This is a genomic window from Nocardia nova NBRC 15556 (genome assembly GCF_001613005.1).
GTDB lineage: Bacteria > Actinomycetota > Actinomycetes > Mycobacteriales > Mycobacteriaceae > Nocardia > Nocardia nova.
In genome coordinates, this window is record NZ_BDBN01000057.1 from 19,487 (window position 1) to 41,601 (window position 22,115).

At 68.0% G+C, this 22,115-nt stretch carries 25 protein-coding genes; 18 read left to right on the top strand and 7 right to left on the bottom strand.

The window, feature by feature from the left end; all coding sequences use genetic code 11:
• Positions 1 to 95: 95 nt before the first annotated feature.
• From NN2_RS22175 to NN2_RS22185, 3 genes are all read left to right on the top strand, one after another.
• Positions 96 to 851: a class I SAM-dependent methyltransferase gene (locus tag NN2_RS22175; RefSeq protein WP_063015798.1), complete on the top strand. Its 756-nt coding sequence runs from the start codon at positions 96 to 98 to the stop codon at positions 849 to 851.
• Positions 852 to 967: 116 nt separating this feature from the next.
• Positions 968 to 1,351, top strand: coding sequence for a nuclear transport factor 2 family protein (locus NN2_RS22180; protein ID WP_063015799.1), 384 nt, complete (start codon positions 968 to 970; stop codon positions 1,349 to 1,351).
• Positions 1,348 to 1,692, top strand: coding sequence for a winged helix-turn-helix transcriptional regulator (locus NN2_RS22185; protein WP_174555002.1), 345 nt, complete (start codon positions 1,348 to 1,350; stop codon positions 1,690 to 1,692). The genes NN2_RS22180 and NN2_RS22185 overlap by 4 nt, the downstream gene beginning before the upstream one ends.
• A 111-nt stretch (positions 1,693 to 1,803) precedes the next feature.
• On the opposite strand, the gene NN2_RS22190 is transcribed toward NN2_RS22185, so the two are convergent.
• Positions 1,804 to 2,565, bottom strand: a complete 762-nt coding sequence (locus tag NN2_RS22190; RefSeq protein ID WP_063015800.1) for a TetR family transcriptional regulator — start codon at positions 2,563 to 2,565, stop codon at positions 1,804 to 1,806.
• 92 nt (positions 2,566 to 2,657) lie between these two features.
• Here NN2_RS22190 and NN2_RS22195 point away from each other — a divergent pair, with 92 nt between their 5' ends.
• Positions 2,658 to 3,869 (top strand): FAD-dependent monooxygenase, encoded by a 1,212-nt coding sequence (locus tag NN2_RS22195; RefSeq protein WP_063910843.1) that lies wholly within the window; start codon positions 2,658 to 2,660, stop codon positions 3,867 to 3,869.
• Between the two features lie 80 nt (positions 3,870 to 3,949).
• Here NN2_RS22195 and NN2_RS22200 read toward each other — a convergent pair whose 3' ends face one another.
• Entirely contained in the window at positions 3,950 to 4,213 is a 264-nt protein-coding gene (locus NN2_RS22200) for a hypothetical protein (protein WP_063015801.1), read from the bottom strand.
• Between the two features lie 339 nt (positions 4,214 to 4,552).
• Positions 4,553 to 4,951 (bottom strand): PPOX class F420-dependent oxidoreductase, encoded by a 399-nt coding sequence (locus NN2_RS22205; protein ID WP_063015802.1) that lies wholly within the window; start codon positions 4,949 to 4,951, stop codon positions 4,553 to 4,555.
• 417 nt (positions 4,952 to 5,368) lie between these two features.
• Here NN2_RS22205 and NN2_RS22210 point away from each other — a divergent pair, with 417 nt between their 5' ends.
• The gene (locus tag NN2_RS22210) at positions 5,369 to 6,595 is read left to right on the top strand and encodes an FAD-dependent monooxygenase (RefSeq protein ID WP_063015803.1); all 1,227 of its coding nucleotides are present in this window, start codon (positions 5,369 to 5,371) and stop codon (positions 6,593 to 6,595) included.
• Between the two features lie 226 nt (positions 6,596 to 6,821).
• Here NN2_RS22210 and NN2_RS22215 read toward each other — a convergent pair whose 3' ends face one another.
• Positions 6,822 to 7,187: a nuclear transport factor 2 family protein gene (locus NN2_RS22215; protein WP_063015804.1), complete on the bottom strand. Its 366-nt coding sequence runs from the start codon at positions 7,185 to 7,187 to the stop codon at positions 6,822 to 6,824.
• A gap of 87 nt (positions 7,188 to 7,274) precedes the next feature.
• Between NN2_RS22215 and NN2_RS22220 the strand changes: the two genes are divergently transcribed.
• Positions 7,275 to 8,069: a helix-turn-helix domain-containing protein gene (locus NN2_RS22220; protein ID WP_063015828.1), complete on the top strand. Its 795-nt coding sequence runs from the start codon at positions 7,275 to 7,277 to the stop codon at positions 8,067 to 8,069.
• A 56-nt stretch (positions 8,070 to 8,125) separates the two neighbouring features.
• Positions 8,126 to 8,431, top strand: coding sequence for a putative quinol monooxygenase (locus NN2_RS22225; RefSeq protein WP_063015805.1), 306 nt, complete (start codon positions 8,126 to 8,128; stop codon positions 8,429 to 8,431).
• Positions 8,432 to 8,482: 51 nt separating this feature from the next.
• Here the strand turns inward: NN2_RS22225 and NN2_RS22230 are convergent, their stop codons facing one another.
• A complete protein-coding gene (locus NN2_RS22230; protein WP_218022048.1) occupies positions 8,483 to 9,073 on the bottom strand; it encodes a TetR/AcrR family transcriptional regulator in 591 nt (196 codons plus the stop codon).
• Between the two features lie 96 nt (positions 9,074 to 9,169).
• Between NN2_RS22230 and NN2_RS22235 the strand changes: the two genes are divergently transcribed.
• Positions 9,170 to 9,601: a tautomerase family protein gene (locus tag NN2_RS22235; protein ID WP_063015806.1), complete on the top strand. Its 432-nt coding sequence runs from the start codon at positions 9,170 to 9,172 to the stop codon at positions 9,599 to 9,601.
• Complete coding sequence (locus NN2_RS22240) at positions 9,594 to 10,760, top strand: zinc-dependent alcohol dehydrogenase (RefSeq protein WP_063015807.1); 1,167 nt, start codon at positions 9,594 to 9,596, stop codon at positions 10,758 to 10,760. Before NN2_RS22235 ends, NN2_RS22240 begins: the two co-directional genes overlap by 8 nt.
• A gap of 47 nt (positions 10,761 to 10,807) precedes the next feature.
• Here the strand turns inward: NN2_RS22240 and NN2_RS22245 are convergent, their stop codons facing one another.
• On the bottom strand, positions 10,808 to 12,484 hold the full coding sequence (locus tag NN2_RS22245; RefSeq protein WP_030518332.1) for a fumarate hydratase: 1,677 nt from the start codon (positions 12,482 to 12,484) through the stop codon (positions 10,808 to 10,810).
• Between the two features lie 250 nt (positions 12,485 to 12,734).
• On the opposite strand from NN2_RS22245, the gene NN2_RS22250 reads away from it, so the two are divergent.
• The 6 genes from NN2_RS22250 to NN2_RS22275 all read left to right on the top strand — a co-directional run bounded on the left by NN2_RS22250 (position 12,735) and on the right by NN2_RS22275 (position 18,038).
• Positions 12,735 to 13,262 carry a MarR family winged helix-turn-helix transcriptional regulator gene (locus tag NN2_RS22250; RefSeq protein ID WP_063015808.1) on the top strand — a complete coding sequence of 176 codons (528 nt, stop codon included), beginning with the start codon at positions 12,735 to 12,737 and terminating at the stop codon, positions 13,260 to 13,262.
• A 152-nt stretch (positions 13,263 to 13,414) separates the two neighbouring features.
• Complete coding sequence (locus NN2_RS22255; protein WP_030518330.1) at positions 13,415 to 14,308, top strand: STAS domain-containing protein; 894 nt, start codon at positions 13,415 to 13,417, stop codon at positions 14,306 to 14,308.
• Between the two features lie 12 nt (positions 14,309 to 14,320).
• On the top strand, positions 14,321 to 14,695 hold the full coding sequence (locus NN2_RS22260) for an STAS domain-containing protein (RefSeq protein WP_030518329.1): 375 nt from the start codon (positions 14,321 to 14,323) through the stop codon (positions 14,693 to 14,695).
• Positions 14,695 to 15,111, top strand: coding sequence for an ATP-binding protein (locus NN2_RS22265; RefSeq protein ID WP_369801617.1), 417 nt, complete (start codon positions 14,695 to 14,697; stop codon positions 15,109 to 15,111). The genes NN2_RS22260 and NN2_RS22265 overlap by 1 nt, the downstream gene beginning before the upstream one ends.
• On the top strand, positions 15,104 to 15,736 hold the full coding sequence (locus NN2_RS22270; RefSeq protein WP_030518327.1) for a SpoIIE family protein phosphatase: 633 nt from the start codon (positions 15,104 to 15,106) through the stop codon (positions 15,734 to 15,736). The genes NN2_RS22265 and NN2_RS22270 overlap by 8 nt, the downstream gene beginning before the upstream one ends.
• Positions 15,726 to 18,038 (top strand): SpoIIE family protein phosphatase, encoded by a 2,313-nt coding sequence (locus NN2_RS22275; protein WP_439955861.1) that lies wholly within the window; start codon positions 15,726 to 15,728, stop codon positions 18,036 to 18,038. Before NN2_RS22270 ends, NN2_RS22275 begins: the two co-directional genes overlap by 11 nt.
• A gap of 65 nt (positions 18,039 to 18,103) precedes the next feature.
• On the opposite strand, the gene NN2_RS22280 is transcribed toward NN2_RS22275, so the two are convergent.
• The gene (locus NN2_RS22280; protein WP_063015809.1) at positions 18,104 to 18,997 is read right to left on the bottom strand and encodes a TetR-type transcription factor C-terminal domain-containing protein; all 894 of its coding nucleotides are present in this window, start codon (positions 18,995 to 18,997) and stop codon (positions 18,104 to 18,106) included.
• A 131-nt stretch (positions 18,998 to 19,128) separates the two neighbouring features.
• Between NN2_RS22280 and NN2_RS22285 the strand changes: the two genes are divergently transcribed.
• From NN2_RS22285 to NN2_RS22295, 3 genes are read left to right on the top strand one after another with little or no spacing between them, the layout of a single operon-like run.
• Complete coding sequence (locus tag NN2_RS22285; protein ID WP_063015831.1) at positions 19,129 to 20,337, top strand: acyl-CoA dehydrogenase family protein; 1,209 nt, start codon at positions 19,129 to 19,131, stop codon at positions 20,335 to 20,337.
• On the top strand, positions 20,334 to 21,356 hold the full coding sequence (locus tag NN2_RS22290) for a phosphotransferase family protein (RefSeq protein WP_063015810.1): 1,023 nt from the start codon (positions 20,334 to 20,336) through the stop codon (positions 21,354 to 21,356). Before NN2_RS22285 ends, NN2_RS22290 begins: the two co-directional genes overlap by 4 nt.
• On the top strand, positions 21,353 to 22,099 hold the full coding sequence (locus tag NN2_RS22295) for an SDR family NAD(P)-dependent oxidoreductase (protein WP_063015811.1): 747 nt from the start codon (positions 21,353 to 21,355) through the stop codon (positions 22,097 to 22,099). The genes NN2_RS22290 and NN2_RS22295 overlap by 4 nt, the downstream gene beginning before the upstream one ends.
• Positions 22,100 to 22,115: the final 16 nt, after the last annotated feature.

Sequence of the window (22,115 nt, forward strand, 5' to 3'; positions counted from 1 at the left end):
CTCTTCCAGGGCGTCGCGCGGGATAGTAGGCCATCCGAAGTGATTGGCTCACAAGGCTTTACAGCGCATACCCCTGACATGTCAGGATGGGGCGCATGACTTCGATTCCGGAAGGCCATGCATTCACCGCTGATCCGGCCGCGGTGAGCGGCTACGACAGCATCGCCGAGGGGTATGCGGCCGAAAACGAGACCGGCCTCCTGCACGCGTACTACAACCGGCCCGCGATCGTGGAGCTCGCCGGGAATGTGTCCGGGCGGCGGATCCTCGATGCCGGCTGCGGCTCGGGTCTCCTGTTCGCCGCGCTGCGCGACCGTGGCGCCGTCGTGACCGGCATCGACGCGAGTGCCCGGATGCTGGAGCAGGCCCGGCAGCACCTCGGCGCCGACGCGGATGTGCGAGTCGCCGACCTGGCCGATCCGCTGCCCTTTCCCGACGACGCGTTCGACGATGTCGTCGCGTCTCTGGTCTTGCACTATCTGCGAGATTGGGGACCGACTCTCGCCGAGTTGCGACGAGTGCTGGTCCCCGGCGGCAGACTCCTGGTCTCGGTCGAGCATCCTTTCGCCAACTTCCTCGGGCAGCGCCTGGCCGGTGACCCGACCAACTACTTCGAGGTCCGCAACCGGATCGAGGAATGGACCATGGGCGGCCGGACCGCCCGACTGAGCTTCTGGGACCGGCCATTACACGCGATGACCGACGCCTTCACCGCTGCGGGATTCCGCATCGGTGTCATCAGCGAACCCCCGGCCCTGCCGGCCGCCCGCGACCTGATCCCCGAGGTGCTCGGCGAGAGCACCGACAACAGATTCCTGTGCTTCCTGTTCTTCGTCCTGCACGCCGACTGACAACCGCAGCCTCGGGCGCGGCCGGTCCTGGATGTCCGGACGATGCCCGGATTCTCGACCGGGATCCCCGCGCGCAGGGACTGGCACCCACCCCAGCATGCCTCTAAAATAGAGGCATGGTCGAAAGTCTCATCCTGCCGGTGTGGCAATCGAAAGACACCACGCAACTGCCGGCCTTGCTCGCCGAAGGCGTGACCTTCTCGAGCCCGGTCGGCGACTACCACGGGCGCGCCCGCGCGGCACATCTGCTGGCCACGATCGCGACGGTGCTCGACTCGGTGCAGCAGACGCGGCAGTGGTCCGACGGGCAGCAACGGATATTCGCCTTCACCGCCCGATTCGCCGACCAGGAACTCCAGGGTGTGTTGCGGGAAGAACTCTCCGAGACCGGCAGCTTGACCCACGTGACACTGTTCCTGCGACCGTATCGGGCATTGCGCGCGGCCATCGCGGAAATGGCACGGCGACTGGAAGATTCGCCCCCGCCGCAGGCGGCATGACCGTGGCGGCCGAAACGCCGCGCCCGGGGCGCCCGGTGCGCGGATCGACCACCGGGCGCCCGATCATGGCGCTGTTCGATCTGCTCGGGCGGCGCTGGGTGCTGCGGGTGATCTGGGAACTCGATCAGGCCCCGGGTCCGCTCACCTTCCGCGAACTGCGCACCGCATGCGGCGACCTCTCCTCGAGCGTGCTGACCCGCCGGCTGTCCGAACTCACCGAGGCGCGCCTGGTCGAACATCACGAGGGTTATCGGCTGACCCGCGCCGGGCGCACACTCGTCGAGCGACTCACACCGCTGACGCAATGGGCGACGGAGTGGCGCATGATGATGGACGAGTAGCCACTCCGGGCCGGAGGGCAGCGGTAACGCTCATTCGGATACCGCACCGGGCCGTCCAGGTCGACATCGCGCCGGAATCCTCGAACCAGCCTTCACGTATCAAAAATAGATTTATGAGACGGGCGGGCCGCCGTCGGAAGTTGTGAGGTTCCGATAGACGGTCGCACGGGACACGCCCAGGCTCGCGGCGATCTCGTCGACGGTACATTCGCCGGAATCGCGCATTCGCCGAGCGGTTTCGACCATCGCGGGGGTCATCGCACCCGGTCGGCCGCGACCGGTCCGGCGCCGCGAGATGTCGGCGGACCGCCCGGACGCGCGAGCAGTGACACGGGACGGCGCCCCACCCAGCAGTCGCTGCACCCCATCGAGAATAGCTGCGCGTAAACGCTTTTCACTCTGGTCGGCAAAGAACACCACCGGATCACTGAGCGCCGCGTAGATCTGCGCGGCCCGGACCCGGGCGGTGAAATCCGCGCCGGGGCCGGCGAGCAATGCCTGCGCGGTCAGGGCGATGTCACGCAGCCGCCGGTAGGTGGCAGTATCGGCCGACAGCGCCTGGTCCTGCATATGCATCCGCAGCAATGGCCGATGCTGGAGCCAGGTATCGATGAGCCCTTCGGCCACTGCCCACCGTCGCGCGTCCGGATCCCGGATGGATCGGACCGATTCGAGCATGGCCTCGGTGTCTGCGAGCAATGGTTCGACCAAGGCGACGACGATGTCGCTCTTGCTCGGAAAGTGATAGAGCACAGCCGTTTTGGTCAGTCCGACCTGCTCGGAGATCTCCCGCACGGAGACGGCGTGGTAGCCGCGCTCGGCGAACATCACCAGCGCGGTGCGCAGGATTCGAGCACGCGAATCGTCGGTCACGATCCCGATCCTATCCCTTGACTGACCGACGGTCAGCACCTTATCGTTGAGACCTGACCAATGGTCAGTATTTTTGCGACAAGGAGGACGCGGTGAAGAACGAGCGGATTCTGATTTCCGGCGCCGGTATCGCCGGACAGGTGTTGGGGTACTGGCTGGCACGGCACGGATTTCGGCCCACCGTGGTGGAACGGGCACCCCGGTTGCGGACCGGCGGCCAAGGGGTCGATATCCGCGATCAGGCGATCGACGTGGCCGAGAAGATGGGGATCATGGCGCGTGTGCGGGATTCCGCGGCCGACGTCGCGGGAATGAGATTCGTCCGCGCCGACGGACGCGACCTCGCTCGGATCGACATGCAGGGAATCAAGGAGAAGTACGGCAGCACCGAGGCGGAGATCATGCGTGGCGATCTCGTCCGGATCCTGCACGACATCACCGCCGACAACGTCGAGTACATCTTCGGCGACTCCATCCGCGGGCTCGAGCAAGACGCCGACGGTGTCACCGTCACCTTCGAGCATGCGCCGACGCGACGCTTCGACCTGGTGATCGGAGCCGACGGCCTGCACTCGGCGGTCCGGCGACTGGCCTTCGGCCCGGAGTCCGACCACGTGCGGCACATGGACCACTACTTCGCCTTCGGTAACACCGACTCGGCGTTGGGACCCGACCGGTGGATGACGGTCTTCAATACGCCGGGACACTTCGCCGGGATCTACCGCTCGGGCAACCACACACAGGCCAAGGCGTACCTCATGTTCCGCAGTCCGCGGCGCGATATCGACCCGCGCGACCAGGAGGCGGCGCGGGCGCTGCTCGCCACCGAGTTCCGTGGCGAAAACGCCTGGCACGTGCCGGAATTGCTGCAGGGCGTACTCGCCGATCCCGACGCCTACATCGACACGCTCGGCCAAGTTCGCATGAATTCCTGGTCGATCGACAGGGTCGCGCTGGTCGGCGACGCCGCCTACTGCGCGTCTCCGGCCTCGGGCGCCGGGGCCGAACTGGCGTTGATCGGCGCCTATCGGCTCGCGGGTGAACTCGCCGCCGCCGGCGGCGACCATCGCATCGCCTTTCACCGGTACGAGCGGACCCACCGGCCGTTGGTCGACCGCAAACAAAAGATCGGCCCCAACCTGCGACTGATGGCCCCCAAAACGCGGGTCGGCATCGCCGTGCGCAACCTCATCACCCGCCTGCCGCTCCTGGAATCGATGGCCGGAATGGAACGCATCATGGCGCCCAAGTCCGTCGAGCAGCTTCCCGACTACAGGCCGCCGGCAGCGACGATCGCGGAATGAACCGCTTCGGCGCACAGTGCCATCGCGGTTCGCCTCGCGCCCGCTGGTCCCTCGTCGACGCCGGCCGAGTTCAGCCGGAATCAGGAATCTTTGTCCTTGCGAAGTTCGTCCGGTGGTTTGTTCTCGGTGACCTGCTCGTCGACCGAGTCGGCGAAGGCGGTACCGGCGACCATGCCGTCGGTACCGGGTACGACGACGCTGGCCCGGGCGCCGGGCTCGTAGATCTTGTCCAGCCTGTCGGCTTCCTTCTTGGCCCGCTCGCGGGTTTCCCGATCCGGTTCCGGCGCGGCCGTCTCGGCGGGCTTGGCGGTCGACTCCGAGGCATCCGATGTGTTCTCTGTCATAGTGGCGTGATTCCCGCCCGTCCCGCTCTTACACGGGCTCTGCGATCATCGAGGTCGGCGTTCGACATCGGTCCGGTGTGGCACGGCGTGTGGCATCCGCCTGTGGACCTCGCAACCGGGCCCGTCCGCGACATCGACCGGCGAAGTGCCCCGTCGGACTACCCGCAGCCTGTGCCGGCATCGCGGCGCCGAGTGCGCGCCGGCACGACCTCGCGCGAGCCCCGGGCACCGTGCTGCACCCGCACATGATGCCGGTCCCGTAGGGCGCCGAGCCGACTCGAAAGACCGGACCATACTGCGCACGTCCTGCGATGACGCATAACGCGCACACCGTAGCGACTACTCGGGCTTGCGACTGGTGAAGTCGAAGGATCCGCTGTCGATGCCCCAGGAGATGATCCGTTCGGGGATGATGCGGATGATCGCGCGTTCCTGGGGCGCGAACGGAGGCTCCTCGTCGTCGAGCGCAACGGCCGTGCCGCGCACCTCGATGCCGCGAATTTCGTAGGGCTCCAACGACACCTGCTGGTCGACGACGAACGACACGCGGCTGCCCGCCTCGACGTTGCGATACTTTCGGCTGGCGCGCATGCGCATACCCCCGATGTCGATGGTGCCGTCGGCGTTCACCCGATAGCTGGTCGGGTTGTTCTGCACGACGCCGTCGGGGGACACCGTGGCGAGGCGGCCGATTCCGGCCTCGGCGAGGAACTTCTGCTCGTTGATGGTGAAGGTCATGTCGATTACTCCTCGGTGAACTCGAATCACGGTGCGCTTCCGGCGATCAGCCGGAGTTGTCGGTGGCGCCGAGCGTCAGCGATCCGGCTCCCCTACCGAAATCTATCAGCGCTAGCGACTAGAGCGACGGTAACATCATCTTCGATAGATTGTCTAGTGTTGCTAGATTTCAGTCCATGGGCACGGGTTTACGCTCGAATCAACAAGCTCGACAGGCCGTTTCGCCCGAGCGAATACAACGACCTCGGCAGCACCGATGAATTCTCCGCGGCCCCGCCGTCGACACCACTGGATACCGACAGCACTGGGCCCGTCCCAGCGCGGGAACAAGCACAGGGAGGCAACGATGGGCACTCACGGACCCGAGCGGGGGCAGACGAACCGTTCAGTGATCGGCACGGGTGTGCAGGGGGCGCTGTGAGCGGCACTCGAGTGTTGGTGACGGGGGCGAGCATCGCCGGGCCCGCGCTGGCCCACTGGCTCGTCCGGAGGGGCGCCGAGGTGACCGTGGTGGAGCGGGCGCTCGGACTGCGACCCGGCGGTCAGGCCGTGGACGCGCGCGGAGTGACCAAAGAGGTCATCCGGCGGATGGGACTCGACGCGGCGGTTCGCGCCGCGCGCACCGAGACCGCCGGCGCGTACACCGTGGACGCGAACGGCACAGTGCTGGAGACCTTTCGGGCGGACGACGACGGCGGCGACGGTTACATCTCCGAGATCGAAATTCTGCGAGGGGACCTGTCCCGGGTGCTCTACGACGACACCCGCGACGGTGCCGAATACCTCTTCGGCGATCGGATCGCCGAACTGACACAGGACGCGGACGGGGTCGACGTCGTCTTCGCGGGCGGCGATCAGCGGCGCTTCGACCTGGTGATCGGGGCGGACGGACTGCACTCGGCGTTGCGCGCCATGGTTTTCGGCCCGCGCGAGCGGTTCATCCGTCACCTCGGGCAGGCACTGGCCTTCTACACCGTGCCCAACGAGTTCGGGCTCGAGCGCTGGCTGATCGATTATCAGGAGCCCGGGCGGTCCGCCGGTCTGCGACCCATCCCCGACGCCACCAAGGCCATGGCCATGTTCTCCTTCACCGCCGCCGACCTCGACGTCGACTACCGCGACGTCGAGGCCCAGAAGCGCCTGCTCCGAGAACGGATGGCCGGCATGGAGTGGTTGACTCCGCGCATTCTCGCGCATCTGGACGACAGCCCGGACTTCTATCTCGACCAGGTCGCCCAGGTGGTGATGGACCGATGGTCCAGCGGTCGGGTGGGGTTGCTCGGGGACGCGGCGTTCAGCTCCTCACCGCTGTCCGGGCAGGGCACCGGGCTGGCCCTGGTCGGCGCCTACCTGCTGGCCGGAGAACTGGCGGCCGCCGACTGGGACCCGAAAATCGGATTCGCCCGCTACGAGGAACAGATGCGCCCGTACGTGGAGGCCAACCAGGAAATCGGCCGATTGCACGCCCGCAGCCGTGAGGTCCCCACGCCCGATTCCGAGCCGAGCCCCGATTTCACCGGCGAATGGTTCGCCGACCTGATCGAACGCGCGCTCAACGGCGTCGAGCTGCCCGACTACGCGGGTGTGCCCGACTCCGGGATCACGGCCACACCGCCGACCACCTCAGCTGCCGGACCCCGGTAGGCCCCCGCCGAGTCGAGTGCGCCCTCCCGCCCGCTCCCCCGCATCGGAGGACTGGGCCGGCTCTGCGGCCGGCCCGAAGTGGGCGGAGAGGCGCTCGCACAACGGAATCAGAGCGGACTCCTCGATCCACGGACCGCTGTCCCACGAGTCGACTACCCCGAAAGCCGATGTGGCACTGGGGCTGCGGCGCTGGAGCATGCCGGCCGGACCGGCGATGACGCGGTGTTCAGAACATCCCGTTCGGGATCTGATCGGGTTCGGGGACGGGCTGGACGACATCCCAGTGTTCGATGATCTGCCCATTCTCGAGCCGCCAGATATCCACGACGGCGACATCGGGCTCATCGCCTCCGGGGGACATGCGGTAATGCAGTACCACGTAGTCGTCCTCGGCGATGACCCGCGCGAGTTCGAGGTGGGCGCCGGCGACCGGGGCGGTGGTGACGAACTCGATGAAATCGTCTCGACCGCTGGGGTTTCCGGGGCTGTGCTCGATGAAGTTCTCGTGTAGCAGGGTGCGGAGCACGTCGACGTTTCCTGCCGCGAACTCGCGGAAGCCGTCGACGACGAGTTGTTTGTCGGTCTGATGCATGCGACGACTGTTGCTCAGGTGCGCGGGGCGCGTCGATTACATGCGGTGTAATGGCGGCCGCGCCCGGTGACCGAGCAGACTCGGAGCATGACGAGCGACCGGCCGATCGGGGAACTGCTGCGCGAATGGCGGCACCGCAGTCGGTTGAGCCAGCTGGATCTGGCCATTCAGGCTGAGGTGTCGCCTCGGCACATCAGTTTCGTCGAAACGGGACGGACGATTCCCAGCAGCGCGATGGTCCTGCATCTGGCCGAGCAGTTGCGGGTGCCGTTGCGGGAACGCAATCGACTACTGGTCGCCGCGGGGCACGCACCGGTCTTCCGGGAGCAGCCCCTGCACGATCCCGATCTGGCCCGAGCTCGGGAGACCGTCCAGCAGGTGCTGCTGGGGCACGAGCCCTATCCGGCGCTCGCGGTGGACCGTCGATGGAATCTGTTGCTGGCCAACAGTGCCGTCGACGTATTCCTGCACGGAGCCGACCCGGCGCTGCTGGAGCCGCCGATCAACATGATGCGATTGGGACTGCATCCGGGCGGGCTGGCGCCGAGGATTCGCAATCCGGACCAGGTGCGCGGGTATCTGTTGCCCCGGCTCGCCCACCAGGCCGCACGCACGGGAGATCCGCAGCTGCACGCGTTGTACGCGGAACTGGCGGAGTTCGGCCCCGCGCACGAGCCTCAGCCTCCGGACCCCACCGAGATCGCCCTGCACATCCGGCTCGAACATCGCGGGACAGAGCTGTGCTTGATCAACACGGTCACAACCTTCGGCGCGGCGTTCGACATCACGCTGGACGAGATCGCCGTCGAAGCCTATTTCCCCGCCGATCTCGCGACCCGCCGGTTCTTCCAGACGAGCGCAACGACCGACGATCCGCGATAGCCGAACCCACCCGAGACTCCGGCCCGCCCGCCGAGGCGGCTGATACTCTCCGCTGCATGCCTGTGATCGTTGCCACCATCACCCCGAAGCCCGACAAATTCGACGAGGTCGCGGAACTCCTGACCCGTCTCATCCCGGAGGTCCACAACGAGGACGGGTGTGAGCTCTACGCCCTGCACCGGGGCAAGGACCGCTTCGTGTTCATCGAGAAGTGGCGCGACATGGCGGCCCTGGGCGCGCACGGCGCCGGGCCGAGCCTCAAGGCGTTGAACGAAGGACTCGAAGGCCTGGTCACCGGCTCGCTGGACGTCCAGGTTCTCGAAGCAGTCCCCGCAGGCGACCCGGACAAGGGCGCCCTCTAACCATTCCCTCGCGCCGCGCGGTGGCCGGACCGCGCGGCGTTTGTCATGCGCTCACCCCTCGCTGCGAGGCCCCGCTATCGCAGCCGCGACGATCGTTTCGAGCTCGGCGCCGATACGGTCGAGCGCTCTGGTGCTGCGCTCGGCGCGGCACATCGCCACACTCCCCTCGACGGCGGCGACGGTCAGCGTGGCGATACGCTCGGCGTCGGCGTCATCGGCTCCTTGGTCGCGCAGCGACGCGCTCAGCAGTTCGATCCATCGAGCGAAGGCGGCGGCCGCTGCTTCGCGAGGGCCTTCCTCGACGTCGGCGAGCTCTTCGACCGACACCGCCAGCACAGGACATCCGGCCCGGAAATCGTTGTCCACCAGAATCTTTCGCCACGTGGCGAGGAACGCACGTAATCCTTCGACCGGTCCGTTGTCGAGCTCGCGGACCAGCAGCATGGCGGTCAGGTCACCGGCGAAGGTGACGGCCTCGGTGGCCAGCTGCGTCTTGCCACCGGGAAAGTAGTGGTACGTCGACCCCAGCGGCGCGTGGGCGTATTTGGCCAGTTCGCGCACACTGGTGGCGTTGAGGCCGCGCCGCCGGATCATATCGGCCGCGCCGGCCACCAACTTCCGGCGTGCATCCTGAGATTCCACCACCCTAGCTCCTTGTCTATAACGCCCGTCATATAGTAGCGTGCGCCGATTATAACGGTCGTTATAAGCCGTTTCCCGAAGCGAAGGAGCACATCGATGCCGATGATCCACCTGACCGTGCCCGCCGGAGCCCTGTCCGGCCCGGCGCGCGACGAGCTGTTGCGATCACTTCCGACGACGCTGCTGAAGTGGGAAGGAGCGCCGGACACCGCGTTCTTCCGAGCGCAGGCGTGGTGCCGCGTCGAGGACGTGGCCGCCGGCGGATTCGCCGCACTCGAAGACGACCTGCCGCACTTCCGGGTGGATGTGACCGTTCCCGAAGGCGGCCTGTCGCCACGCCGCAAAGCCGGACTCGTCACCGACGTCACCGAGCAGGTGCTCACCGCGGCCGGTCTCGCCGACGGCGACGCCTGGCGGGTGTGGGTACTGATCCACGAACAACCGGAGGGCACCTGGGGCGCCGGCGGAAGCATCGTGAAATTCAAGGAGCTGGCCGCGCTCGCACAGGGACAGCGCGACAATGCGTGAGCTGCAGTTCATCCGAGCCGGTCGGCTGGAGTGGCGGGAACGGCCCGCACCGGCGCTGCGCGATGCGCGCGACGCGCTGGTGCGCCCGATCGTGGCGGGCCGATGCGACGGCGACACCCTGCCGATTCACCGGCATGTGTCCCGGGCCATGCAGTTCGGCATCCGGGCGGGGCTGATCGATCCGGTCGTGGGCAGTATCTGCGGGCCGGTCCCGTTCCGGGGCCCGTTCGGCATCGGGCACGAATGCGTCGCCGAGGTCGTCGAGGTCGGCGCGGACATCCCGACCCTGCGTCGCGGTGACCTGGTCGTGGTCCCGTGGGCGATATCGTGCGGCGAATGCCGTGAATGCCGACTGGGACTGACCGCGAAATGCTCCATCACGCGCACCTCCACCCTGGCGGCGTTCGGATTCGGCCCGGCGAGCGGCCCCTGGGGTGGGATGGTCGCCGACCTGCTACGGATCCCGTTCGCCGACCACATGCTCGTTCCGCTTCCGGCCGGCGTCGACCCGCTGCGAGTCGCGGCCGCCAGTGACAATCTCGCCGACGCCTGGCGATGTGTGATTCCGGGTCTGCGTATTCGGCCCGGCGGAAAGGTCCTGGTGCTCGGTGGCGCGGCACAGAGCATCGGGCTGTACGCGGCCGGGCTGGCGGTCCGGCACGGCGCGGAGGTCGTCGACTATGTCGATCATCGGCGCGAGCGGCTCGACATCGCCGAAAAGCTCGGCGCCAGAGCGCATTCCACGACGGCGAAGGGCAAGATCCGGCGCACCGACATTCCCCGCCGCGATTACGACATCGCCGTGGAAGGCACATCCACGGCCGCGGGCGTCGACGCCGCGCTGCGCTCACTGGCACCGGGCGGCTTCTGCCGGCCCGTCGGCTACTACCTACCGGTCGGCACCAAGGTTCCGCTGATGCACATGTACGCCAACGACGCCACCGTGAGTATCGGAGTCTCCCATGTCCGGCCGATCCTGCCGGATCTCCTGGATTTCGTTGCCCGGCACGACTTCCCCGCCGAAACGGTCACCACGCTCACGGCCGACTGGGACGACGCGCCCGAGGCGTACACCGCGCACACCACCAAACTGGTCCTGCACCGCGCACCGCTCCATGCCGCGGCGGACGGAGCCGCGCACGGTGGTCCGGCAGCGTAACCGGACCTCGGTCCCGGGCCGCTATCGGCAGCGGCCCGGGCCGAACCTCAGACCCGTTCCTTGGAGCGCGTCCGCACGCGCAGCGCGATCGGCTTCTGGGTTTCGGCGAAGAAGTCGTTGCCCTTGTCGTCGACCACGATGAAGGCCGGGAAGTCTTCGACGTCGATCTTCCAGACCGCTTCCATGCCGAGTTCCGGATATTCGAGGACCTCGACGTTCTTGATGCAGTCCAGAGCGAGGCGGGCGGCCGGGCCGCCGATGGAGCCGAGGTAGAAGCCGCCGTGCTCCTTGCACGCCTTGGTCACCTGCGCCGAGCGATTGCCCTTGGCGAGCATGACGAACGAGCCGCCCGCGGCCTGGAACTGGTCGACGTAGGAGTCCATGCGGCCCGCGGTGGTCGGCCCGAACGAGCCCGACGCGTAACCCTCGGGAGTCTTGGCGGGGCCGGCGTAGTAGACGGCCATATCGCGCAGGTACTGCGGCATCGGCTCGCCGGCGTCGAGGCGCTCCTTGATCTTGGCGTGCGCGATGTCGCGGGCCACCACCAGCGGACCGGTGAGCGAGAGCCGGGTCTTCACCGGGTACTTCGACAGCTCCGCGCGGATCTCCGACATCGGCCGGTTGAGGTCGACCTTCACCACGTCGCCGCCGAGGATCTCGTCGGTCTGCTCCGGAAGATATTGCGCCGGTTCGCGTTCCAGCTGCTCGAGGAACACACCCTCGGGGGTGATCTTGGCCAGCGCCTGGCGGTCGGCCGAACACGACACCGCGATCGCGACCGGGCAGCTCGCGCCGTGGCGAGGCAAACGGATCACCCGCACGTCGTGGCAGAAGTACTTACCGCCGAATTGTGCGCCGATCCCGAAGGACTGGGTCAGCTTGAAGACCTCCTCCTCCAGCTCCAGATCCCGGAAGCCGTGCGCGGCCATCGAACCCTCGGTCGGCATGGTGTCCAGATAGTGCGCGGAGGCGTATTTCGCTGTCTTCAAAGCGAATTCGGCGCTGGTGCCGCCGATGACCACGGCCAGGTGGTACGGCGGGCAGGCGGCGGTGCCCAGCGAGCGGATCTTCTCGTCGAGGAATTCCAGCATCCGGGTGGGGTTCAGGATGGCCTTGGTTTCCTGGTAGAGGAACGACTTGTTCGCCGAACCGCCACCCTTGGCCATGAACAGGAACTTGTAGGCCGGATGCGCGGGATCGCCTGCGGTGGAATACAACTCGACCTGCGCCGGCAGGTTCGATCCGGTGTTCTTCTCGTCCCACATGGTGATCGGCGCCAGCTGCGAATACCGCAGGTTCAGCTTGGTGTAGGCGTCGAACACGCCGCGTGAGATCCATTCCGCGTCGTCCGCGCCGGTGAGCACGCCCTCGGACTTCTTGCCCATCACGATGGCGGTGCCGGTGTCCTGGCACATCGGCAGGATGCCGCCCGCGGAGATGTTGACGTTCTTGAGCAGGTCCAGCGCGACGAAGCGGTCGTTACCGGAGGATTCCGGATCGTCGATGATCTTGCGCAGCTGGGCCAGGTGCGCCGGGCGCAGGTAGTGGCTGATGTCGTGCATCGCCTCGGCGGTCAGCATCCGCAGCACGTCGGGGTCGACCTGCAGGAAGGTGCGTCCGCCCGCTTCGAATGTGCTGACGCCCTCGGTGGTCAGCAACCGGTAGGGGGTCTCATCGGCTCCGGTGGGAAGCAGATCCGAATAGCGGAACTCAGGCGCGGTCACGAATCGCACTCCTTGTGTGTCTGCGGGTGCACTCGGCCGGCGGGAGAACCGCTCGCGGCCGAAACAACGCTCCGACTCTAATCAGCACACCGCGTCACACCGAGGTCAGGCCAGCCTAATCTTCATTGCCGAGCACAAAGGTTGCACCTTCAATGCGGTGGGTGTAGGTGTCGATCCGATACCGCGATCTCGGGTATGCCGACAGCGGGAAGGCAATACCATGACCGACGCAGAACCCTGGAGAGGAATCGTGACCGAACCCCGTTGGCTCGACGATCTCGAAACGCGTGCGTGGCTCGGCTTCGTCTTCACCCGTGATCTCATCGCCGCCGCCGTCGGCCGCGACTCGCTGCGCGCCTCGAATCTCACCTACGTCGAGTACACGGTGCTGGCCCGGCTGGCCGACGCCACCGACCACCGGCGCAGCTTCGCCGAACTGGCCTCGGTGCTGGAATGGTCGCAGAGCCGGCTCTCCCACCAGATCACCCGCATGGAGAAGCGCGGGCTGGTCGCCCGCGAGGCCATCCCCGACGATGCCCGCCGCACCGCCGCCGTACTCACCCCGAAGGGTGCGGAAGTGCTGGCCACCGCCGCTCCCGCCCATGTCGAGAGCGTGCGGCGGCATATGATCGACGTCCTCGACCGCGACCAGCTGGCCGCACTCGCCGACATCTACGACACGTTGCTCACTCATCATCGCGCGCCGGACCCGGGCGTCGAGGCCTGCATCGACCACAGCGGCGCCCTGCCCCGCGAACCCAGTCCGCAGCCGGGCTGATGGGGTGGCCGAGCACACACCTCCGCGACATGTTTCGATTGTTCGCCAGCGGGTATCGAGTGAGACTAGGCTCGACTGCGGCTTCTCGACGGCAGCCACGCGCGAGCGACCCCGACGAACCGACCTCCCTTAGGAAAGGGGCACGAGTTTTCATGTCCGACGTGTCCATCGGCCTCTCTCCGGATTCGATACCGGCGGGTCCGGTCGAGAATCTGCTGCCGCAACTGGTCGAACATCTGCGCCAGAATCGCACTGAGCTACGTGAGGAATGGGCACGTCGTATCGGGGATGCCGCACTGCTGACCGCGATGACCCCGGAGGAGATCTTCTCCGAGGCCACCTCCATCTACGACAACTACGTCGAGGCGCTGCAGACCGGTAGCGTCGAGGCGCTGCAGGCCTACGCCCGCGACCTGTCCGAACGCATCATCCCGCGAGGCGTCGAAACCGACGAGGTCGTCGGCATCGTGCTGCTGCTGCGAGATGTGCTCGCGCGCAGCCTGTTCGAGAAGTACCAGTCCGACTTCGAACTGCTCAAGCGGGTGCTCGACGCCTACGAGCCCGCGGCCAACCGGATCGCCAACACCGTGGCCATCTCGTTCGTGCAGGAGCGCGAGCGCGTCATCCGCCAGCAGCAGGAAGCCATCCGCGAGCTGTCGACGCCGGTGCTGCAGGTGCGTGAGCAGCTGCTGATTCTGCCGATCATCGGCGTGCTGGACAGCCAGCGCGCCCGGCAGCTCACCGAACAGCTCCTGCGCGCGATCCGCGCCAACCGCGCCAAGGTGGTCGTCATCGACATCACCGGTGTCCCGATGATCGACTCCACGGTCGCCAACCACCTGGTGCAGACCGTCGACGCGTCGAATCTGATGGGTGCCAACGTCATCATCACCGGCCTCTCGTCGGAGATCGCGCTCGCGCTGGTCACCATCGGCCTCGATCTGACGAAGATGAACGCGGTCGGTGACCTACAGGGTGGTATCGAGGAGGCCGAGCGATTGCTCGGCTACGAGATCTCGAGACTCACCGACCGCGACGGACGGTAGTCAAGGCGTCTCATGCCGGTACCCATTCTGAAGCAGGGCACCTACCTGATCGCGTCCGTGCAATCGGCTCTCACCGACGCCGATACCGAACGCCTGCAGGACGACTTGATGACCTACGTCAGCAAGTACCGTGCCCAGGGAATCATCGTCGACGTCACGGCCATCGACGTCATGGACTCCTTCGCCGCGCGCTCCCTGCGTACCATCGCGCACATGACCAAGCTGCGGGGGGCGGAGACGGTGATCGTCGGTCTGCAGCCCGAAGTGGCGTTCGCGATGGTCCAGCTGGGTCTGACCTTCGAAGGCATGCACACGGCTCTGGACCTCGAGGAGGGGCTGGCCTGGCTCAACAGACAGTTGCCCAACGGCCGGCGAAGCGGTCGGTGATCGTGGCCTCCGACAACGTGGTGATAGCGGTGAAGGTGTCGGGCGACATCGTGACCGCGCGACAGGCAGGGCGGGAGCTGGCTACCGAGCTGGGTTTCACGTTGACCGACATCACCATGATTTCCACGGCCATCTCCGAAATCGCCCGCAATATCACGAGTTACGCCGGAACCGGTGAGATCCGGGTCGCGGTGCAGGAGCGCGACGGCCGCCGGGCACTGGTCGTGCAGGCCCAGGACCAGGGGCCGGGTATCCGGGACATCCCCCGGGCGCTGGAGGACGGCTACTCCACCGGCCGCGGACTCGGGCTGGGATTACCCGGCGCGCGACGGCTGATGGACGGATTGATCGTGGAGTCGGCGCCCGGACAGGGAACGCTGGTGGAGATGTGGAAGTGGGTACCCACCGGTGCATGAGGACGGATCCGTCGGCACTGTCGAATGGGCGGTGGCGGGCCGCGCACTGCCGGGACAGCGCGTCTCCGGTGATCGGTCGGTCGTACTCGACGCCGGCGACGGTTCGGTGCTGTTCGCGGTGCTCGACGGGCTGGGGCACGGGGCCGCGGCCGCCGACGCCGCCGACCGGGCCGCGCAGGTCCTCGCCGACAATCGCGCCGAACCGCTCGACGTGCTGATGGTGCTGTGTCATCGCGCGATGGCCGACACCCGGGGTGCGGCGGTCTCGCTGGTGCTGTTCACCGGCGACGACGAACTGCAGTGGCTCGGGGTCGGCAACGTCGAATCCCGGGTGGTCGCCATCGGCCCCGGCAAACCCGCGGTGCGGGCGACAGCGCTGCTGACCGGGGGCATCGTCGGCTATCTGCTGCCGCCGAATCTGCAGACCCAGACCGTGGCGATCCGGCCCGGCGACGTGCTGGTGATGTCGACCGACGGCATCGTCAGCGATTTCGTCGACACCCTGGATCTGGCGCGGCCGACCACCGATATCGCCGACGACATCCTGCGCCATCACGTCAAGGACACCGACGACGCGCTGGTGCTGGCCGCGCGCCACCGCGGTCCGATCGCGGGTGCGTCGTGAGCCGGCCGAGCCGGCCGACGAGCGCACCACGGGTGCGGCCATGAGCGCGGTGCTGGCCGCATTCCGCGAGGCGTATGCGAATGCGCTTCGGCTGCACATGGATTCACCCACCCAGAACACCCTCGCCGAAGGGTACGAACTCGGCCGGCGCGCACTCGTCGAGGGCGTGAGCATTCTGGATCTGACCGAGCACCACTTCCGGTTGCTCGACGAACAAGGTCTGATCGCCGGCCCCGCGGCGCAGCACCTCGACGGTGATGCCGCGCAGCGCGCGCAGGCGGCGCTGGAATTCCTGCTGCAGACTCTCGCCGCGCTCGATGTCGCGACCCGCGGATTTCTCGACAGCACCCGCAGCTACGAATTGCAGCGGTTGCGGGCCGAGGATCTCGAGGGCCGCGATGCCTTCTGCACCGCACTGGTGGAGTCGCTGCAGGACGGCTTCTTCGTCGCCGCCGACGACGGAACCATCACCGAGGTCAACTCGTCCTTCGGCGCGCTGACCGGATACGGGCCCGACTCCGCCCCCTATCCACTGCCGCATCCGTGGACCGACGACGATTCCGCGGCGGACCATCCTGCGCTGGGCACCGAGGCCGCGCGCTTCGTGATGCCGGCGCGCCACCGCGACGGGCGGCGGGTGTGGCTGGCGGTCAGCACCAACTCGTTGCGCAATCCGGAAGACGACGAGCGACTCTTCGTGGGCACCATCCGCGATGTGACCGCCGAACACGACGCACAGGCCCGCGACCAGGCGGTCTCGCGGCTGGCCACCGCCGTCGGCGCCGCCACCACGGTCGCTGAAGTGCTGTCGGTGGGTCTCGAGGAACTGCGCCGGGCCATCGGCGCGGAAACCGCCGTGGTGTCGATGTGGGCGAATCGCCAGACCGCGCCGGAGTTGTACGTCTCGGGCCCGGTGGCCGGCGGCGACGCCGTCTCCCGGCAGGTGATCGACGCGCGGGCGCGGGCGCTGCTGGACCGGACCCGGATGCGGCCGCATCGCGCCATGTTCGCCATCCCCGAGGGCGTGGCGAGTTCCGAGGGCATCGTGGCGCCGCTGGGCGAAACCGGCGATGCCGCACTGTGGGTGCGCTTCGCCGCGCCGCGGGCGATCAGTTCCGGTGACTGGGCGCTGTTCTCACTGCTCGTCGGCCATCTCAGCCTGGCGGTGCAGCGCGCTCGCAACTTCGATCAGGCGCGCTCGACCTCGCTGACGCTGCAGCGCGCCATGCTGGGTCCGATCGAACTGCCGCCCGGTTTCGCGGTGCACTACGAACCGGCGCTGCCCCCGCTCGAGATCGGCGGCGACTGGTACGACGTGGTGCAGTTGCGCGACGGCACCCTGGGCATCGTGGTCGGCGACTGCGTCGGCCGCGGTCTGTCCGCGGCGGTGGTGATGGGCCAATTGCGCACCGCCGCACAGGCTTTGCTGCTGCGCGGCGCCGGGCCCGCTCAGTTGCTGGCCGAACTGGACGCGGTGGCCGCCCGCATTCCCGGCGCCATGTGCACGACGGTCTGCGCCGCCATCCTCGATCCGGTGCGCGGGCTGGTGCGGTACTCGAGCGCCGGGCATATGCCGCCCGTGCTGGCGGCGCCCGGTCACACCGGCCGGCTGCTCGAAGGCGGCCGCGCGGTACCGCTGGCCACCTTCGACATCCCGAACCGGCCCGAGGCGACCACCGCGCTCGAACCCGGCTCGACGCTGGTGTTGTTCACCGACGGCCTGGTCGAGCAGCGCGGCATCGATATCGACATCCGGTTCGACCAGATCGCCGACGAATTGTCCGGCGCCGCATCGCAACTGCCGCGCGAGGTGGCCGACGCGGTGCTGTCGCGGCTGCGCCCCGACGCGGGCTACGACGACGATATCGCGATGGTGGTCTACCGCCAGCCGCCCCGGCCACTGCACCTGGACATACCCGCCGAACCCGCACGGCTCTCGGGTGCGCGCCGCGCGCTGACGTCGTGGCTGTCCGCAGCCGCCGTCGGTCACGACCTCGCCGCCGATCTGGTCGCCGCCGCCAACGAGGCCTGCACCAACAGCATCGAGCACGCCTATCCCCCGGGCACCTCCGGCCACGTGACAGTCACCGCCGCCCATGTGCGCGGCGCGGTCTGCCTGGAGATCGTCGATTCCGGGGCGTGGCGGCCGCAGCCCGAGGATCCGGGCACCCGCGGACGCGGCCTGTCGATGATGCGCGCTCTCGCCGACGACGTGGAGATCGAGCAGACCGAGTCGGGCACGCGAGTGCGGCTGACCGCGAAATTGCCCCTGGTGACGTTCTCGGCGGCGAGCAGGGTCTGAGCAGGCCGGTCCGCGAACCGTACGGCCGTGGCCGACCAGCCCCGCGTCGACCCTTCGGTGCCCGATCAGCGCATGGACCGCACCGCGTTCCGCGTCTCGATACCGAGCAGGCCGAGGGCGAAATCCGCGTACTCGGTGGCGATCTGCTCAGGAGTGGCGGGCCCTTCGAGCCGGAACCATTGCGGCAGTGACGTACACATCGTGGCGATGGCGCGCCCGGCCACCCGCGCGTGGGCGGCGGTCAGGTTCGCCTCCGCCAGCGCGGTATCGATGTCCTCGTCGAGGCGATACTGAATCTCGTTGCGGGAGGCGGCGATTCGACGGCGATTGTCCGGTGTGAGGCTGCGCATCTCGCTGGCGCCGATGAAGGCCAGCTCGCGGCGATGGGTGTGGAACAGGGCGAGAGCCTCGACCACGCGGATCAGCCGCTCGCGGCCACCGATCACCTCGCCGCGCGCCGCCCGTGTGCGCCAATGCAATTCGTCCATGGTGAGGTCGAGGGCGCGGACGAGAAGCTCCTGTTTGTCCCGGTAGTGGTGATAGACGCCGGGCACACTCATTCCGGCGCGGTGGGCGATCGATCGCATGGTGGCGCCGTGATATCCGGTCTCGACGAAGGAATCGATCGCGGCGGCCAAGACGGGATCGATGTCCAGCGGCGGGAACTCACGCCAGGCGCGAGGCGCATCCGTTTCGGAAACGCCGGCCGTGCGAACACGCGGGCGTGGCGGCGGCGCGGGAGTTTCGCCGATCAGCCACGCGACGGTGGTGCCGAGCGCCGCGGCCACGGCGCGCAGCCGGGCGATCGAGACGCCCGTCTTGTCGTTCTCGACGGCGCTGAGTGTGGCCGGACTGACACCGATCCGTTCCGCTGTCGTGCGCAACGAGAGCCCGGCAGCGGTTCTCGCCTGCCGCACCCGGCTGCCCACACCCTGTCGATCTCGCTCGGCACTATCCATGATGTTCAGGATAACTGAACAGCGCCAGCGGGCGCAGAACACCGAATTGACAGGCTTTATCGTGTCATGCGAGTCTGCATGACAGGTTATTGCCGAGCGATCGTTCGGCGACTGAGATCGAGGAGTGGACCGTGGCGATCGAGCTGTCCCTGCCGCCCGAGGTACACGAGCTGGCCGAACGTACCCGCGCCTTCATCCGCGACCGGGTGCTGCCGCTCGAGGATGCGCACGACGGCGACATCACCGCCGCCGGTGGCGACACCTTCCGCGTCGAGCTACAGAAGGCCGCCCGCGAGGCGGGTGTGTTCGCGCCGCACGCGCCGATCGAATACGGCGGCCACGGCCTCGGGATGTCGGACCGCGCACCCGTCTTCGAGGAGGCCGGCTATTCGCTGTTCGGCCCGACGGCGCTGAATATCGCCGCCCCCGACGAGGGCAATGTGCACATGCTCGCGCATATCGCGAACCCCGAGCAGAAGCAGCAGTACCTCGCGCCGCTCGCGCACGGCGACGTGCGCTCCGCCTTCGCGATGACCGAACCGGCGCCCGGCGCGGGCTCCGATCCGTCCGCGCTGGCCACCCGCGCGGTCCGCGCCGACGGCGGATGGCGGATCAACGGCCGCAAATGGTTCATCACCGGCGCCGACGGCGCGGGCTTCTTCATCATCATGGCCCGCACCTCGGGAGAGCCGGGCCAGCGCGGCGGCGCGACCATGTTCCTGGCGCCGGCCGAGACTCCCGGCATCCGGGTCGGACGCCATCTCGACACACTGGATCGGTCGATGGTCGGCGGGCACTGCGAGGTGTTCTTCGAGGATCTGCTGGTTCCCGAGGAGGCCGTCCTCGGCGAGGTAGACCGCGGCTTCGAATACGCTCAGGTCCGCCTCGGCCCGGCCCGCATGACGCATGTGATGCGCTGGCTCGGCGCCGCCCGCCGCGGACACGACGTCGCGGTAACGCACGTGGCCCGGCGCGAGGGCTTCGGCTCGCGACTGGGTGATCTCGGCATGGTACAGAAGATGATCGCCGACAACGAGATCGATATCGCCGCCACCCGCGCACTGCTCACCCGCGCGTGCTGGGAACTCGACCGCGGCGAACCGGCCGCCAACGCCACCTCGATCGCGAAAACCTTTGCGGCCGAGGCCATTTTCCGGATCGTCGACCGCAGTATGCAGATGTGCGGCGGTCTCGGCGTGTCGGGTGATCTCCCGCTGGCGCGGCTCTCGCGTGAGGTGCGTCCCTTCCGCATCTACGACGGACCATCCGAGGTCCACCGGTGGGCTATCGCGAAACGTGCGGTCGGCGCCGCGAAGCGGGCATTGCGAGCAGCCGAATGAGCCTGCCCGGAATGGATGTCGCCGCGCTCGACCGGTTCCTGCGCGAGCAGGGCGTCGACGTGCGCGGTGAGCTGCGTGTGGAGCTGATCAGCGGCGGCCGTTCGAATCTGACCTTCGTCGCCGCCGACGAGGCGTCGCGGTGGGTGGTGCGCCGCCCGCCGGTCGCGGGCCTCACCCCGTCCGCGCACGATATGGCCCGCGAGTTCACGGTGACCCACGCCCTGCGCGAATCGGCTGTGCCCGTGGCGAAGACGGTCGCCTTCGACGCCGACGGCGCCACACTCGGCGCGCCCATGACCGTCGTGGAATTCGTCGACGGCACCGTCATCCGCGATCAGGACGACCTCGCCGCCCTCACCGACACCCAGATCGACGCCGCCGTCGACGAGCTGGTGCGTGTACTGGCCGAGCTGCACGCCGTGGATCCGAACGCGGTCGGACTCGAGAAATTCGGTCGCCCGGACGGATTCGTCACCCGGCAGGTGAATCTGTGGGCCTCGCAGTGGGAACGGGTGAAGACCCGCGAACTTCCCGACGTCGCGGCCCTGCACACCGCGCTGGCCGCGGCGGTGCCCGGCCGGTCGGCGGCCTCGATCGTGCACGGCGACTTCCGGATCGACAACACCATTCTCGATGTGCGCGATCCCGGTCGGGTCCGCGCCGTCGTCGACTGGGAACTGTCCACCCTCGGCGATCCGCTGACCGATGTGGCGTTGATGTGCGTGTACCGGGCGCCGATCTTCGATCTGGTGCTCGGTTCGCCGGCCGCGTGGACCAGCGACCGTATGCCCGGCGCCGACGATCTCGCCCATGCCTATGCCCTCGCGTCGGGCCGCGATCTCGGGGACTGGGGCTTCTATCTCGCCCTGGCCAATTTCAAGCTCGGCGTTATCGGCGAAGGCATCACCCACCGCGCGCTGCGGGGCTCGGACGCCGGCTCCGCCGCCGAACGCGCGGCCGAGGCGACACCGGAATTCATGGCCGCCGGCCTGCGCGCACTGAAAGGAGTCCGGAAGTGACCGGAAATCGGAAGTCCGCCCTGATCAGCGGGGCGTCCCGCGGTATCGGGCTCGGCATCGCGAACAGGCTTGCCGAACAAGGCTATTCGCTCACCGTCACCGCGCGTGACGCCTCGCGCCTCGACGAGGTTGCCGCGCAGCTGCGGGCGGCCGGCGCCACCGACGTCGTCGCCGTGGCCGCCGATATGTCCGACACCGACGGCGTCGAGCGGGTGCTGGCCGAGCATGCGCACCGATTCGGCACCCTGTCGGCGCTGATTCTCAACGCGGGGGTCGGCACCGCCGGTCCGGTCGCCGACACGTCCATGCGGCGCTTCGACAAAACCCTCGCGGTCAATCTGCGTGCGCCGCTGCAACTCATCCAGGGCGCGTTGCCGATGCTGCGCGCCGCCGCCGCGGCCGCGCCCGACCGCGGCGCGAAAGTGATTGCGCTGTCGTCGATCACGGGTGTCTACGCCGAAACCGGACTCGCCGTCTACGGCGCGGCCAAGGCGGCACTCATCTCCCTGATCGCCACCCTCAACGCCGAGGAATCGGGTAACGGCATCAGCGCTACCACCCTCGCCCCCGGCTATGTCGACACCGATATGAGCGCGTGGATCCACGACCGCATCCCGCCGGAGCGGATGCTCGCCGTCAGCGACATCGTCGAAATGGTCGATGCCCTGCTGCGGTTGTCGTCGCGAGCGGTGGTCCCGAACATCGTTGTGTCCCGCGCGGGAAGCGACGCCTACCGCGCATAGCGACCTCGCTGCCGCC